General features: G+C 33.6%; 14 protein-coding genes, 3 tRNA genes and 2 rRNA genes. 3 read left to right on the forward strand and 16 right to left on the reverse strand.

Features of this window, described 5'->3' with window-relative positions; all coding sequences use genetic code 11:
• Positions 1-30 precede the first annotated feature (30 nt).
• Complete coding sequence (locus BN2390_RS02530) at positions 31-840, reverse strand: DUF368 domain-containing protein (protein ID WP_053982777.1); 810 nt, start codon at positions 838-840, stop codon at positions 31-33.
• Between the two features lie 367 nt (positions 841-1,207).
• On the opposite strand from BN2390_RS02530, the gene pflB reads away from it, so the two are divergent.
• Together pflB and pflA are read left to right on the forward strand one after the other, a co-directional pair.
• Positions 1,208-3,436, forward strand: coding sequence for a formate C-acetyltransferase (gene pflB / locus BN2390_RS02535; protein ID WP_053982778.1), 2,229 nt, complete (start codon positions 1,208-1,210; stop codon positions 3,434-3,436).
• A gap of 73 nt (positions 3,437-3,509) precedes the next feature.
• Positions 3,510-4,238, forward strand: coding sequence for a pyruvate formate-lyase-activating protein (gene pflA, locus BN2390_RS02540; RefSeq protein WP_053982779.1), 729 nt, complete (start codon positions 3,510-3,512; stop codon positions 4,236-4,238).
• A 44-nt stretch (positions 4,239-4,282) separates the two neighbouring features.
• Here the strand turns inward: pflA and BN2390_RS02545 are convergent, their stop codons facing one another.
• Complete coding sequence (locus tag BN2390_RS02545) at positions 4,283-4,942, reverse strand: helix-turn-helix domain-containing protein (RefSeq protein WP_053982780.1); 660 nt, start codon at positions 4,940-4,942, stop codon at positions 4,283-4,285.
• Positions 4,943-5,120: 178 nt separating this feature from the next.
• Between BN2390_RS02545 and BN2390_RS02550 the strand changes: the two genes are divergently transcribed.
• Positions 5,121-6,176: an NAD(P)H-dependent flavin oxidoreductase gene (locus BN2390_RS02550; RefSeq protein ID WP_053982781.1), complete on the forward strand. Its 1,056-nt coding sequence runs from the start codon at positions 5,121-5,123 to the stop codon at positions 6,174-6,176.
• Positions 6,177-6,300: 124 nt separating this feature from the next.
• Here the strand turns inward: BN2390_RS02550 and dnaB are convergent, their stop codons facing one another.
• The 14 genes from dnaB to BN2390_RS02620 form a co-directional block, all read right to left on the reverse strand.
• On the reverse strand, positions 6,301-7,632 hold the full coding sequence (dnaB, locus tag BN2390_RS02555) for a replicative DNA helicase (RefSeq protein WP_053982782.1): 1,332 nt from the start codon (positions 7,630-7,632) through the stop codon (positions 6,301-6,303).
• 24 nt (positions 7,633-7,656) lie between these two features.
• Positions 7,657-8,106, reverse strand: a complete 450-nt coding sequence (gene rplI, locus BN2390_RS02560; RefSeq protein WP_053982783.1) for a 50S ribosomal protein L9 — start codon at positions 8,104-8,106, stop codon at positions 7,657-7,659.
• Position 8,107: 1 nt separating this feature from the next.
• Positions 8,108-10,114 carry a DHH family phosphoesterase gene (locus BN2390_RS02565; protein WP_053982784.1) on the reverse strand — a complete coding sequence of 669 codons (2,007 nt, stop codon included), beginning with the start codon at positions 10,112-10,114 and terminating at the stop codon, positions 8,108-8,110.
• Positions 10,115-10,131: 17 nt separating this feature from the next.
• Positions 10,132-11,112 (reverse strand): DUF2232 domain-containing protein, encoded by a 981-nt coding sequence (locus BN2390_RS02570; protein ID WP_053982785.1) that lies wholly within the window; start codon positions 11,110-11,112, stop codon positions 10,132-10,134.
• 213 nt (positions 11,113-11,325) lie between these two features.
• Positions 11,326-11,559, reverse strand: coding sequence for a 30S ribosomal protein S18 (gene rpsR, locus BN2390_RS02575; protein ID WP_053982786.1), 234 nt, complete (start codon positions 11,557-11,559; stop codon positions 11,326-11,328).
• A gap of 34 nt (positions 11,560-11,593) precedes the next feature.
• The gene (locus tag BN2390_RS02580) at positions 11,594-12,049 is read right to left on the reverse strand and encodes a single-stranded DNA-binding protein (protein WP_053982787.1); all 456 of its coding nucleotides are present in this window, start codon (positions 12,047-12,049) and stop codon (positions 11,594-11,596) included.
• Between the two features lie 28 nt (positions 12,050-12,077).
• Positions 12,078-12,368 (reverse strand): 30S ribosomal protein S6, encoded by a 291-nt coding sequence (rpsF, locus tag BN2390_RS02585; RefSeq protein WP_053982788.1) that lies wholly within the window; start codon positions 12,366-12,368, stop codon positions 12,078-12,080.
• A gap of 136 nt (positions 12,369-12,504) precedes the next feature.
• Entirely contained in the window at positions 12,505-12,699 is a 195-nt protein-coding gene (locus BN2390_RS02590; RefSeq protein ID WP_053982789.1) for a DUF951 domain-containing protein, read from the reverse strand.
• Positions 12,700-12,903: 204 nt separating this feature from the next.
• The gene (locus tag BN2390_RS02595) at positions 12,904-14,580 is read right to left on the reverse strand and encodes a putative polysaccharide biosynthesis protein (protein WP_053982790.1); all 1,677 of its coding nucleotides are present in this window, start codon (positions 14,578-14,580) and stop codon (positions 12,904-12,906) included.
• Between the two features lie 136 nt (positions 14,581-14,716).
• Positions 14,717-14,787, reverse strand: a tRNA-Cys gene (locus BN2390_RS02600).
• Between the two features lie 4 nt (positions 14,788-14,791).
• Positions 14,792-14,909: ribosomal RNA gene (rrf, locus tag BN2390_RS02605) — 5S ribosomal RNA — on the reverse strand.
• 2 nt (positions 14,910-14,911) lie between these two features.
• Positions 14,912-14,983: transfer RNA gene (locus BN2390_RS02610), tRNA-Glu, on the reverse strand.
• A 7-nt stretch (positions 14,984-14,990) separates the two neighbouring features.
• A tRNA-Asn gene (locus BN2390_RS02615) sits at positions 14,991-15,062 on the reverse strand.
• Between the two features lie 115 nt (positions 15,063-15,177).
• Positions 15,178-15,324: ribosomal RNA gene (locus tag BN2390_RS02620) — 23S ribosomal RNA — on the reverse strand; the annotation flags it as partial.

Here is a 15,324-nt window from a genome sequence, read left to right on the forward strand (position 1 = left end):
TAAATTTAGTATATCCTTATTCTTTTCAAATCATTTATCCGAAAAACAATAAGTGCTAATTATACCTATACACATACATATTAAAGCAAAAAAGCCAGTTGCATTAAATGTAAATCCTGGATATATCACAAACACTGAACCTATTACTAGACCTAATATAGCCATATACGTTGCTTGATTATATCTTGATAATAATATTTTTACAATTTTAATTCCACCAATTAAACCAATTAGTACACCAACTGCAACAGGTATTAATATGAATAGATTAAATTCTGCGATTGCAGTAATAACAGAAGTATACACACCTAATGTAAGCATAATAAATGAACCACTTATTCCTGGGATAATCATGGAGAATGCACTAATCATTCCTGATATAATTAACCAACATCCCATGGTCAAGTCAATCTCTCTTATTATAGGAGTACTCCCTTCCACATTATCTGTAATAGCCATTATAATCATAAGTCCCAAACATACTACAAATGGAATCCAATTAATTGGTCTAATTTTATCTTTTTCTTTTGCATGATTAACTACCATCGGAATACTTCCTATTATGATACCGATAAATAAAAAGTTTGTAGGTATATTGTAATTTTCAAATAAGAATGTGATTGCATTGCTAAATAGGATAATACCAACACACATTCCTATACCTATTGCCATTAAGAAAGGAAAGTATTTTTTTAACTTATCCTTTTTTAAGCTTACTGCATCAAGTAATGTATCATAGATATTTAGGATAACCGCCATTGTCCCCGCACTAATTCCAGGAATAACATTAGATACACCTAAAATAACACCATACAATACATTCATAATATGTTTAATCATACTTGGCTCCTTTAAAAATATGTACTATATATGCTTTACTATTATAATGCCTGTCTATTCCCTTTACAATAATATCCTTCTTAATTATGCTTTTCTTTCCTTATATAAGGTTCTTTTAGAATCTTATTTTATTTGATTAAATTATACTCAAAATTTTTAATAATTATAAATTAATTTTTATATTTGTATAGAAAATTTATAATAATATTTTTTTGTATTACTATTGACGTGTATACAGTATACATTATATAATAAAAAGGTAAAATGATTTAGCTAATAATTATTATTAGTTCCCATATTTAAGAATATATCTATGGTGAAATCAAATAATAAGCTTATATTAAATATTAAAGGAGTTGACCTTAGCATGTTTGAACAATGGAATGGTTTTGCAGCTGGTGAATGGCAAAAAGAAGTAAACGTACGTGACTTTATTCAAAAAAACTACACACCATATGAAGGTGATGATTCTTTCTTAGCAGGTGCTACTGAAAGAACAACAAAATTATGGAATGAAGTAGCTGAACTTATGAAAGTGGAACGTGAAAAAGGAATCTTAGACGTTGAAACAAAAATTCCTTCAACAATCACTTCTCATGGTCCTGGTTACCTTGATAAAGATTTAGAACAAATCGTAGGTTTCCAATCAGATGCACCTTTAAAAAGAAATATTATGCCAAACGGTGGTATGCGTACAGTTAAAAACGCACTTGAAGCTTATGGCTATGAATTAGATAAAGATACACAAGAAATCTTCTCTAAATATCGTAAAACACATAATGATGGTGTATTCTCTGCATATACAACAGCTATTAAAAAAGCTAGACACTCAGGTATCATCACTGGTCTTCCAGATGCATACGGACGTGGACGTATCATCGGTGACTACCGTCGTGTTGCATTATACGGTGTAGATAGATTAATCCAAGATAAAGAAGCTCAAAAACTTTCTCTTGAAGTACCTAACATGTCAGAAGACATCATCAGACTTCGTGAAGAAATTACAGAACAAATCGGTGCTTTAAAAGAACTTAAAGCAATGGCAGCAGGTTACGGTTTCGATATCTCTGCTCCAGCTCAAACAGCTCAAGAAGCTGTTCAATGGACATACTTTGCATACCTTGGTGCTATTAAAGAGCAAGATGGTGCTGCTATGTCACTTGGTCGTGTATCTACATTCCTTGATATTTACATGGAAAGAGATATCAAAGCTGGTACTTTAACTGAAGAAGAAGCTCAAGAATTAATGGATCATTTCGTAATGAAATTACGTATGGTACGTTTCCTTCGTACTCCAGCATACAATGATTTATTCTCAGGAGACCCAACTTGGGTAACAGAATCAATCGGTGGTATGGGTCTTGATGGACGTACACTTGTTACAAAAACAAGCTTCCGTGTACTTCACACATTAGTTAACTTAGGACCTGCTCCAGAACCAAACTTAACAGTACTTTGGTCAACACACCTTCCAAAAGGATTCAAAGATTTCTGTGCTAAAGTTTCTATCGAAACAAGCTCAATCCAATACGAAAATGATGACCTTATGAGAGCTTACTGGGGTGATGACTACGGTATCGCATGTTGCGTATCTGCAATGAGAATTGGTAAACAAATGCAATTCTTCGGTGCTCGTGCTAACCTTGCAAAAGCATTACTTTATGCTATCAACGGTGGTAAAGATGAAAAACACGGTGACCAAGTTGCTCCACAATTTGCACCTGTTACTACAGACGTACTTGACTTTGATGATGTTTGGGCTAAATTCGATAACGTAATGGATTGGTTAGCTGAAACATATGTAAACGCATTAAATATCATTCACTATATGCATGATAAATACTGCTACGAAAAATTAGAAATGGCTCTTCATGATAAAGAAATCCTTCGTACATTTGCTACAGGTATTGCTGGTCTTTCAGTAGCTGCTGACTCATTATCAGCTATCAAATATGCTACAGTTAAACCAATCAGAAATGAAGATGGTCTTGTAGTTGATTACGATATCACAGGTGAATACCCAGCATATGGTAACAACGATGACAGAGTTGATGATATTGCTGTTAAAATTACAGAAACATTCATGAACAAAATTAGAAAACACAAAACTTACAGAAATGCTTACCCAACTATGTCTATCTTAACAATTACATCAAACGTAGTTTACGGTAAGAAAACAGGTAATACACCTGATGGACGTAAAGCTGGTGAACCATTTGCTCCAGGTGCTAACCCAATGCACGGTAGAGATACAAAAGGTGCTGTTGCATCACTTGCATCAGTTGCTAAACTTCCATACCAACATGCAGAAGATGGTATCTCTTACACATTCTCAATTGTTCCAGGTGCTCTTGGTAAAACAGAAGACGAACGTATCAACAACCTTGTTGGTATGATGGATGGATTCTTCGTTCAAGATGGTCACCACGTAAATATTAACGTATTTGACCGTGAAACATTACTTGATGCTATGGATCACCCAGAAAAATACCCACAATTAACAATTCGTGTATCTGGTTATGCTGTTAACTTCATTCGTCTTACAAGAGAACAACAATTAGACGTTATCAACAGAACATTCCACGAAAAATTCTAATAGATAAATAAATTTATAAAGATAAGGGGATAACTTATCCTCTTATCTTGTTACATTACGGGAGGTATATGACATGATAGGCAGAATTCACTCAGTAGAAACCTGCGGTACTGTAGATGGTCCTGGGATTCGTTACATTTTATTTACACAAGGCTGCCCCCTTCGTTGTAAATATTGTCACAACCCTGATACATGGAAAATGAATGATGGAAAGGAAGAAGATACTAAAGATCTGATTCAAGACATTGTAAAATACAAGTCTTTCATGCAGTTTTCTGGTGGCGGTCTTACAGTAAGCGGTGGCGAACCACTTCTTCAACCAGACTTTGTAAAAGATCTGTTTATGAAGTGTAAACAAGAAGGTGTTCATACTTGTTTGGATACCTCTGGATTTGTTGATATCGAAAAAGCTAATCCTGTACTTGATTATACTGATCTTGTGTTACTTGATATTAAGTCATATAACCCTACTGTATTTAAAGAATTAACAGGGGTTCCTTTAGATCCTACATTAGCTTTTGCTAAACATCTTAATGAACGTAATATTCCTGTATGGATTCGTTATGTATTTGTTCCTAATATAACAGATAATGAACAAGACATTGAAGATTTAGCACAATTCTTAACTACACTAAATAACGTTCAACGTGTAGATATTTTACCATTCCACAAAATGGGTGAGTTTAAATGGGAACAACTTGGATATGAGTATTCCTTAATGGATACTGAGCAACCTTCAAAAGAATCAGTTGAACATGCTAAAAGTATCTTTAAAAAGCATAACTTACCTGTATTTGTATAAAAACCTTTTAATATGTTAAAAAGAAAAGAGTATGTAGTTTGCCCCTACATACTCTTTTCTTCTATTCCTGGTGATTTTCCTTTAAAAATTTTCTTCCATACTGATGTCTTTTGTCCGACTTGCTCTAAATCTGCTAATTGCTTTCTCATTACTTGCATTTCTCGCATTGTCTCATCTATTCTCTTATAATACTCTTCATCTTTGAGCTGTTGTGCTTCTTCAAGTTCCATAATCTTCTTGCTCATCATAATATCCATCTCTTGACTTAATTCATTTTTAAGCTGTATCTTATTCTCTTCCCCATACTCTACCAATGTCTGCTTTAACATTTCTTTAATAATTAAACTAAACTGTTTTACCTTTTGATCATCTTTATCTGTAATATCTATATCTATATCTGCAACTGTTGCTGGATGTGGATGTGTTATTCCTTTTATCGATGTTGCACTTACTTGTGATAATGATTCAATCCCTTCTTCATCTAATGTATGAATCACATTTCTAATTCCCTTTAATTCTAACCCTTGCTCGCGTAACTCTTTAATTTGTTGTAGTACTACTATATCTTTTTGTGTATAAATACGATGTCCTTGTGGATTTCTATGTATTTGTAAATCTAACTCTTTCTCGTAATACCTCAATACATACGCTTCAATGTCTAAAATTGTAGCTACTTCTTTGATAGTATAAATCTTTTCGTTCATCTCAATCCCCCTCAGCTTTAGTAACACACTCTTTTATTAAATTATACCATATTATTCCATTTTTTCAATATTATTTACTTTTTCTCTTCATATCATCTTTTTATTTAGTATTTATACTAGTTGTATACTTTGAATTTCAAATTATTTGTAAATCAAATTTTATTAATTGAGGTGATTTATGTTTAATAAACAACTTATTATAGGTAATCTTAAACCGACATTTCCAGTCATTCAAGGCGGTATGGGAGTTGGTATTTCACTAAGCTCACTTGCAGGTCATGTAGCTAAGTGTGGAGGCATTGGAATTATTTCTGGTGCTCAAATCGGTTATAGAGATAAAGATTTTATAAAAGATCCTCTACGTGCCAATTTAGTTGCTTTAAAACAAGAAATTAAGCAAGCGCGTGAAATTGCTTCTAACGGCATTATTGGCGTTAACTTAATGGTAGCCATGAAACACTATGCTGAGTATGTAAAAGCTGCTGTAGAAGCTAAAATAGACCTTATTATATCAGGTGCTGGACTTCCTCTAGACCTTCCTAAATATACAAAAGATAGTGATACTAAAGCTGTACCTATTGTTTCCTCAGCAAAAGCTGCTACTATCATCTGTAAACAATGGGACCGTAAATATAATTTTGCACCCGATGCAATTATAGTGGAAGGTCCTCTTGCCGGTGGACATTTAGGTTTCTCAGCTGCTCACTTAGAAAATTCTCCACTACTTGAAGATATTATTCTAGAAGTTAAAGAAGTAGTAAAAGAATACAGTGAAAAATACAATAAATCTATCCCTGTTATTGCTGCTGGTGGTATTTATAATGGCGAAGATGTAGCTAAGATGTTAGAAAAAGGGGCTGATGGCGTACAAATGGCTACTCGCTTTGTTACAACCCATGAATGTGACGCCTCATTAGCCTTTAAAGAAGCTTATATTAACTCTACTGAAGAGACTATAGGTATTGTTAAAAGTCCCGTAGGAATGCCAGGAAGGGCTATCCTTAACACCTACATTACTTCTCCACAAGGTAATAAAGCTTGTTTCTTTGATTGCCTTCATAAGTGTGGTGTAACAGATATTCCCTACTGTATTTCTAAAGCACTTATTAATGCTGTTACAGGAGATGTTGATAACGCTCTTCTCTTCTGTGGTAGCAATGCTTATAAAGCTACTAAGTTAGAATATGTTGAAGATATCTTTAATGAAATTGAATCTGCTCTTGTAATCGCCTAATTTTCATTCACTTAAATACTCTTATTACTTATTTGTATAAGATGATCTCTCGCAAATAATATTATTAATAAAAAGATAAGCACCCTATGCTATACAATATAGCTATAGAGTGCTTATCTTTTTATTATTCACGGTCTTTATTGGCAAACTTAGTATATTGTCCAAGCCATACAAGTTCTACTGTACCTGTTGGACCATTTCTTTGTTTAGCAATGATAACTTCACCGATATTTTTCTTCTCAGAATCTGCATGATAATATTCATCACGATAAAGGAACATAACAACGTCAGCATCCTGCTCAATCGCTCCTGACTCCCTTAAGTCAGATAACATAGGTCTATGGTCTGCACGGGCTTCACAGGCACGAGAAAGCTGAGATAGTGCTATTACCGGTGCCTGCATCTCACGAGCAAGTGCTTTAAGTCCACGAGAGATTTCAGAGATTTCTTGTTGTCTAGAATCTCCTTTAGCATTTCCTGACATCAATTGTAAGTAGTCAATCATGATCAGATCGAGGCCTTTTTCCATTTTTAATCTACGGCATTTTGCACGCATCTCCATTATAGAAATACCTGGTGTGTCATCTATAAATACATCTGCTGCACTTAGATTAGGAATAGCCATAGCGATACGGTCCCAGTCTTCAGGATCTAAGTTACCTGTTCTTACCTTTTGAGCATCTACTAATGCTTCCGCACATAACATACGGTTTACTAACTGGTCCTTCGCCATTTCCAGGCTAAATACAGCAACTTTTTTCTTATACTTAACTGCCGCAGTTTGAATTATATTAAGTGAAAAGGCTGTTTTCCCCATAGATGGTCTAGCTGCAACCAGAATTAAATCTGAAGGTTGCATCCCTGCTGTCTTATAGTCTAAATCTATAAATCCAGTAGGTACACCTGTAATACCACCTTTGGTTGTATGGGCTTCCTCAATTTTGTCAATTGCTGTTACAACAATTTCATTAATGTGAGAGAAGGCATCTGTTTGTACATTTTGTGTAATATCAAAAATCTGCTTTTCAGCAAATCCCATAATATCATGAATACCTTCATCGCCTTCATAACTCTTAGCACTAATATCTTGACTGGCTTTAATAAGCCTTCTAAGCATCGCTTTTTCTTGAACAATTTTAGCATATTCTTTAATATGTGCTGAAGTTGGTACTATGGTTGCAAGCTCTGCTAAGTAACTAATTCCTCCAACTTGTTCTAATACACCTTTTTCATCTAATCTATTTTGTATTGTTACCAAATCTACAGGGCTATTAGAAGTATGTAGTTCTACCATAGCTTCATAAATTTGTTGATGATCAGGTCTATAAAAATCTCTTGGTTTTAAACTTTCTGTTGCCACTATTAAGGCTTCATGGTCCATAATAATCGCACCAAGAACAGATTGCTCTGCTTCTATATTGTGTGGAGGAATACGCATTATTTGTGTTTCATCCATAAACGTTCCTCACTTTCTTCCTTATTATTTAGATTCAACTGTTTCTACTGTTACTTCAGCTGTAACTTTTGCATGTAATTTAATTTCTACAGTTTTAGTACCAATTGCTTTAATAGGTTGTGAAAGTTGAATTTTTTTCTTATCTACTTTTACTCCAAATACAGCTTCAATACTTTCTGCAATTTCTTTTGTTGTTACAGAACCAAATACTCTTCCACCTTCACCTGTTTTAATAGGAATGATTACTTTTTTATCATTAATAGATGCTTTTAATTCATTCGCATGATCTAATTCTTCTTGCTTTTTCTTATCTTCTGAGCGTTGTTCTACTTTTCTTTGATTCATGTTAACTGCATTTGCTTCTACTGCTAACCCTTTTGGGAAAAGAGCATTACGTGCATATCCATCTTTAACCTCTAAAATATCACCTTTTTTACCTACTTTTTTTACATCTTGTGTTAATATAACTTTCATCTTATTCACCTTCCTGTTTATAATCTTGAATCGCTTCTTTTAGTTTAATCTTCACATCTTCAATTGTACAGTCCTTAAGCTGTGCACCAGCAATGTTTTTGTGACCACCGCCACCTAACATCTCCATAATACGTTGAACATTAGTATCTCCTAATGCTCGTGCACTAATCATAAGTCCTTCACCACCTTCAGTAATAACGAATGTAGTTTGAATACCTTTTATGGTTAGAAGTTCATCTGCTACCTGTGCTGCTATAATATTAGAATGCTCATGCTTGCCTAATACAACAGCTACCGCTGTATCTTCTTCCCATATTTCAGCTTCTTTAATAGATGCTGCTTTTATTTTGTAAGTTTCCATATCATTTTGGAACAACATACGCACTCTTGTACTATCAGCCCCTGCTCTTCTCAAGAACGCTGCCGCCTCAAATGTTCTAACTCCAGCTTTAAAAGCAAAGTTCTTAGTATCAACTGTAATACCTGCTAAAAGGGCATCTGCTTCTATTTGTGTTAATTTAACCTTATCTGTTAGATAGATAAGAATCTCAGAAATCATCTCACATGTAGAAGAGATAAATGGCTCAATATATGTGAGCACTGCATCTTCAATATAATCCGTACTTAACCTATGATGGTCAAATACAACTACATTTTCCGCTTTATCAATAAGTTCTGGATGTTCTACATAACTCTTTCTATGCACGTCTACCATTACAAGTAATGTTTGCTTAGTTAATTCCTGGTCTGCCTTATCACTTGTAATAAATAAATCTTGGTACTCAGATTGTTCCATAATACGGTTGTAAAGCTCTTGTACTGCAAAGGTAGATTCATTTAATATGATATGTGCTTTCTTGCCCATAAGCGTTGCAGCTCTATAAACACCCATAGCAGCTCCAAGGCAGTCCATATCAATATTTTTATGCCCCATGATAAGAACCTTATCAGCATCATGAAGTAATTCCTTAAAAGCATATGCCTTAATTCTAACCTTAACTCGTGTACTTTTTTCAACTTCTTTTGTTTTACCACCATAGAATGTATATTTATCACTACGTTTGATAATAGCTTGATCGCCACCTCTACCTATAGCAAGGTCAAATGCAGCTCTTGCATCATCTTTTGATTCAGTAAGTGAATTAAAGTTACGTCCTATCCCAATACTTACGGTAACAGGTAAATCATTTCCAACTTGAATATGTCTCAGTTCATCTAGTATATCAAACTTACGACTTTGCATTTTCTCTAAGCTATCTTGAGTAAAGAAGATCATATAACGATCCCTATCAAACTTACATACTGCAACATCGTTGTTTTTAAACCATACATTAATCTTTCTATCAATAATCGCACCTAGCATTGGTCTTCTTACTTCTTCAATACTTTGCATGATCTCTTCATAATTATCTACATATATATAACCAATCATACAACGTTGTTTTTGAACTTCTTCTTCCAATAATTTATGGTCTGTTGTATCCATAAAATAAATGACATATTGATAACCTGTATTATTCGCATCCCAAAGAATTTTGTTACAGATGAGCTGATAATGCTTACTGTCTTTAATCACTTCTCGTTCATATATTTCATCTTGCTTAGGGAAGTTTTCTATTTGCAAATCAGAAAAAATAGATCGAATATGCTTGTCTGCTACTTCCTCTTCTCCTATCATTTCTTTAAAAGAATGATTGCCCCAGCATATGGCTCCTATTTTATCTAGTACAACTACTGGTATAGGAGAATCAACGAACATATCTTTTTTTATCTTGCTTAATACATCTACCTGATTGGTAATTTCCTTTTGCATTTTGAGCATAAGCCTATTTTCTAGTATAAAACTATAGGCTAGCATCCCTACAAATACTAATGCAGTAAATATTCCAATAAAAGTATTAAAATAAATACTTATGATTCCTTGTAAAATCCCTATAATAAAGCCAATTTGAGTAAATCTTAGGATATATGCCATATAACCTAACGAATTCTTTCTCTTTGTACTCATATTCACTACCTTCCTAACTAAACGATAATATCAACTTTTCTAAAATTAAATAAGGTATCTGCAAGGCCTACTAGCATCATTATAAAAGGCATCATAAAGAATACTAATACAGACAATACAATACTCATTGTCTTAGTTGTACTGTTGAGCTTGCTTTTTCTAATCAGCATAATTAAAGCTATAAAGCCTACTATCTGTAATAAATATACTGTAAAGGAATATAGATTCATAGCTAATGCTGCTGTAGTCATAGAGTCCTCCCCCACGAATAATGCAATAAAACTAGATATTACTAAAAGGATACCCATCCATCTAGAAAACTTAAACTGTACAAATTGGCTAAGTGGTAACATTCTCCACTTTTTAATACGCCCCATGAGTGTCATAAATATTGTGCTTACAACCCCTATTATTATTCCTATCTGAAGTAATAATGATGGATACAAATATTTTAGCATATCTACACTCATACTAAATTGTTTTCTCATAAGTAAAAGTTGCTCTTCCATATCGTTAGATATAGGTTGATTTTGTATCTTCATTGCTTGATTAATTAAAGCTGTATATTGCTCTTTTGCAGTATCTAAAAAAGTATTATACATTTGTATATAATCAATGTTAAAATACTTCATTCCTATAGCATAAAAACAAAATACTCCTACTGTACAAACACCTGTGTACATAGCTACTTGTGGTAGTGCTAATTTATTTCTATAACAAGTTACAAATATATGAGCAGGAACTGCCACACTTATAATATATAATAATGGTTCAGCTATACTTCTTGTTAAAAGGTATAACATAATTGAAATAATCAAATGTATAAGTAAGTCTCTTTTATAGTTTTTCTTATTACTCATTAAAAAGATTGCCATAGGCACCATGAGTATTGGTGTCAAAAAGATCAAAGTAGTAGAGTATATCCCTATTACTCCTAATAAAATATATATTGTTATCATCAATACTAATTTTAAATTTTGCTTTACTTGTTGATTCATAGTCTCTTAAGCCTCCTATACTGCGTATAAGTTGCCATGTATCTACTCATATATTTTCATATTATATCATAAATCAGAAATTATATATACCCCCTGTGTTTTAGGGTTTCTAGACAATAAAAAAAAGCACTGCCAAAGGCAGTGCGTGTGCATATTGTGTGTGCGCTTATTTGTCTCTCTATATAGTGCTGAATTGAATCTAATAATTACTAATTAATCTTGAGTGTATGGTAAAATTGCGATATGTCTAGCACGTTTGATTGCAACTGTAAGTTTACGTTGTGCTTTTGCAGAGTTACCAGTAATTCTTCTAGGAAGAATTTTACCTCTTTCAGAGATAAACTTTTTAAGTGTATTAATATCTTTATAATTAATCTTTTTGATATTATCACCAGCAAATTGATTAACTTTACGTCTTCTACGACCACGTCTTTTTTGCATTGCCATTGTATTTCCCTCCTTTACATTTTAAATGTTTTAGTTAAAATGGTAAATCGTCGTCTTCTTCCATAGTAGTAGGCATAAACCCATCTACCGGACTAGTTGAAGGAGGAGTAGACACAGGTGACATAGTATCAAGTGGGCTATTTGTCATAACGCCTCTTGATTCAGCTGAATTTTTACTCTCTGCAAAATGCTGCTCTTCAACAACGATATCAACCGATGTATGTTTAACTTTTTGTTGGTCTTCCCAACTATTAGTTTGGAGTCTACCTACGACTGAAACCATCTGTCCTTTTCTAAAGAACTTCTCGGCAAATTCGCCAGCTTTTCCAAAAGCAACTATATTGAAGAAATCCACATCGGGTTCTCCTTGTTTTGCAAATTGTTTTCTAACAGCTAGTCCATATCTTGCTACTGCAACTGGATTGGCTGATTGTGAATAACGAACTTCTGGATCACGAGTTAAGCGTCCCATAAGGATAACTTTATTCATATCATAACCTCCTTCTCATGGTTATTTATTATTTTTCGTCAAGACGTACGATTAAGTAACGAAGAACAGTTTCTGTAATACGAAGTCTGCTTTCAAGCTCAGCTGGTGTAGCTGTTTCAGCATTGAATTGGATAAAGTAGTAGAAACCTTCTTTTTGTTTGTTGATTTCGTAAGCAAGTTTTCTTTTGCCCCAATCATCAACATTAGTAACTTCACCACCGAAACGAGTGATTAATTCTTTCACTTTTTCAAGGTTAGCTAATTTTTCTTCTTCACTTAAAGTTGGGATAAATACTAGTGCTAATTCGTAGTTTTTCATCTTGGCACCTCCTTTTGGACTTTGGCCCTACATCTGTGTGTAGAGCAAGGATTAACATTACAGTTTAATATGATATCATAATTATATTCTTTATACAAGCACTTTAGATAAAAATAATACTGGATAATGTTACTTTTTAAGCTTGTATGTCGGCACTTTTAATTAATTTTTTTACACTTTTTTCAAATTTCTCGCGAGGCAACATAATAATATGCTGACATTGTTGGCAGCGCAATTTGAAGTCCGCTCCCACTCGTAGAACTTCCCAGGCATTAGTTCCACAAGGGTGCGGCTTCTTCATTTGCACTACATCTCCAATTTGATAGTTCACTTCTTTACCCTCCTTTGATTAATTACCATTTTTAATTCTTATTATACATGATTCCTCAAGAATTATAAATTAAATCCCTTTATAATAAAAAAGAGAACTTCACTATTATAAAAATAATCTCATTATCTAACTTTATAATGTAATTATCTTTGAATATTAAAAAGTAGACTGTTAAGCCTACTTTTTAACTTATATATTTTTAACTTATATATTTTTTACATTTCTATCTTTGAATTTCTTTATATATTTATTAGCTAGTGGGATATATTGAATATCATCTAATGTAATTGTTTTAGTTAATATACATCCTATACCATAAATTAAAACTGCTACTGGAACTATAATTAATGTGGATCTTATTACACTATGTGTAACTATTATAAACCCTTTATATAGGAAAAAACTCATTACACCCATACCTATTGAAGCAATCATAGGTTTTGTGATTACTTGTTTCCATTCTATCTTAACCTTCAATATTCTTTTAATAGCTATTAGGTTAAGTATTGTATAAATCATATAGCAAATAGTTGTACTAATAGTTATTCCATAAATATGAATAGCAGGATTAGATAATAATGCTATATTTAAAATTACTTTTACCACCAACGCTATCATTACATATATTGTTACATAATATTGTTTACCTATTGCTTGTAATACACCTGTGGTAAGTTGAGATATGGTCATAAATATAATAGCTATTGATCCTACTGTAAATAGGCTACCACCATCCGGAGCTGAAGCATAAATCAATTGCATAATTGGCTCTCCAAATAAGGTTAAACCAACTGTTGCTGGCATTGCAATAAGCATACCCATCTTTAGTATTCTATTGATTTTGTGTGTTAGTCCCTGTTGATCTTTTCTAGCATAATCACCTGCTATAGCAGGAATTGTAGAAGTTACAATTACAACAATAATCCCTACTGGTATATTAATAAACTGCGTATACTTACTTAGAAATTGCCCTGATAAACTTGTAACTATCGTCTGTGTATCCATGAGAGCAGCATTTGTAACCGGTATCCTACTAATCTCCCCTCCCCCCCTCAAATATTCTACCGTGCCAGGTAAATAATGAAAGAGCATTGTATTATCTATTAATGTCATTAATGCAAATAAAGCCGCTGTCATTACGATAGGTATAACAGTAATAAGTAGTTGCTTTATAATATGTCTATTCGTTGGATATATAGATTTAGTTACACCTATATCTTCTATTTTATTATATTGAGAAGCTGTCATTTTATATATAACAGCTATCGTTATAGTTCCTGCTATAGCTCCTATTCCTGTTCCTAATGTACTTCCCATAGCAGCTACTTTAACACCATATGGAAGGAACAATGAAGCTAATACTACACTGAAAATAGCATTAAAAAGTTGCTCTACTGTCTGTGAAATAGCTGTAGGCATCATATTACCCATTCCTTGAAAATATCCCCTCATGACTGCCATCAAACTTACTATAACAACTGTTGGTGCTAGTGCTTTTAGAGGAAGGACTATATCTTCCCCTCCTTTTAAAAGATGAGCTATTTTATCAGCTCCAAACCATAAGCTTAAAGCTAAAATTACACTTATACCAGCTGTATAAATAAATGTAATTTTAAAGATCTTCTTAGCATCATTATAAGCTTTAAGGCTTATACATTCTGCAATTAATCTAGCAACAGCATTGGGAATCCCTAAACAACTTATTGTGATGATTAATATATATACTTGATATGCAAGCCCATATATGGCATTTCCTACATCCCCCAATATGTTAACAATAGGAATTCGATACAGCACTCCTATTATCTTACTTATAACTGTTGCAATACTTAAAATAAGAATACCTTTAGCAACTTGCTTACCTGTAATTTTCTCTTCCATCTCTTGGCCTCTATTCCAATTATATCTTCTTTCAAGTTCTATCTATGGATTATAATATGGTACTCTTTAAATGTCTAGCCAATATAAGTTTCTACATAACAAAAAACAGCTTAGATATTATCTAAGCTGTTTTTAAAGGCGGCAACCAGATTTGAACTGGTGATGAAGGTGTTGCAGACCTCTGCCTTACCACTTGGCTATGCCGCCGTAAATTTGGCAACCACTTACTCTCCCGGGCCGTCTCCAGCCAAGTACCATCAGCCGACTTAGTCTTAACCTACGTGTTCGGTATGGGAACGGGTGTATCCCTAAGTCGCATCGTCACCAAAAATGACCCATAGGAGAATCGAACTCCTGTTACCGCCGTGAAAGGGCGGTGTCTTAACCGCTTGACCAATGGGCCTTACAAACTCCCCGAGTAGGGTTCGAACCTACGACCCTTCGGTTAACAGCCGAATGCTCTGCCGCTGAGCTATCGAGGAATATTATTTTAAGAGGCCCACTAATTAAGGGGTTACTCTTAAAGTATATGCAATAAATTTTATTTTATGCATTATACTTTCAAAACTAAACATAACCATTTTTTAACCTGTTTTTTAGGTCAAACCCTCGAACCGTTAGTATTGGTCAGCTACACATGTTACCATGCTTACACCTCCAACCTATCTACCTCGTAGTCTACAAGGGGTCTTACTCCATTTCTGGATGGGAAGTCTTATCTTGAGGTCTGTTTCACGCTTAGAT

This window comes from Niameybacter massiliensis, from assembly GCF_001282685.1.
Lineage (GTDB): Bacteria > Bacillota > Clostridia > Lachnospirales > Cellulosilyticaceae > Holtiella > Holtiella tumoricola.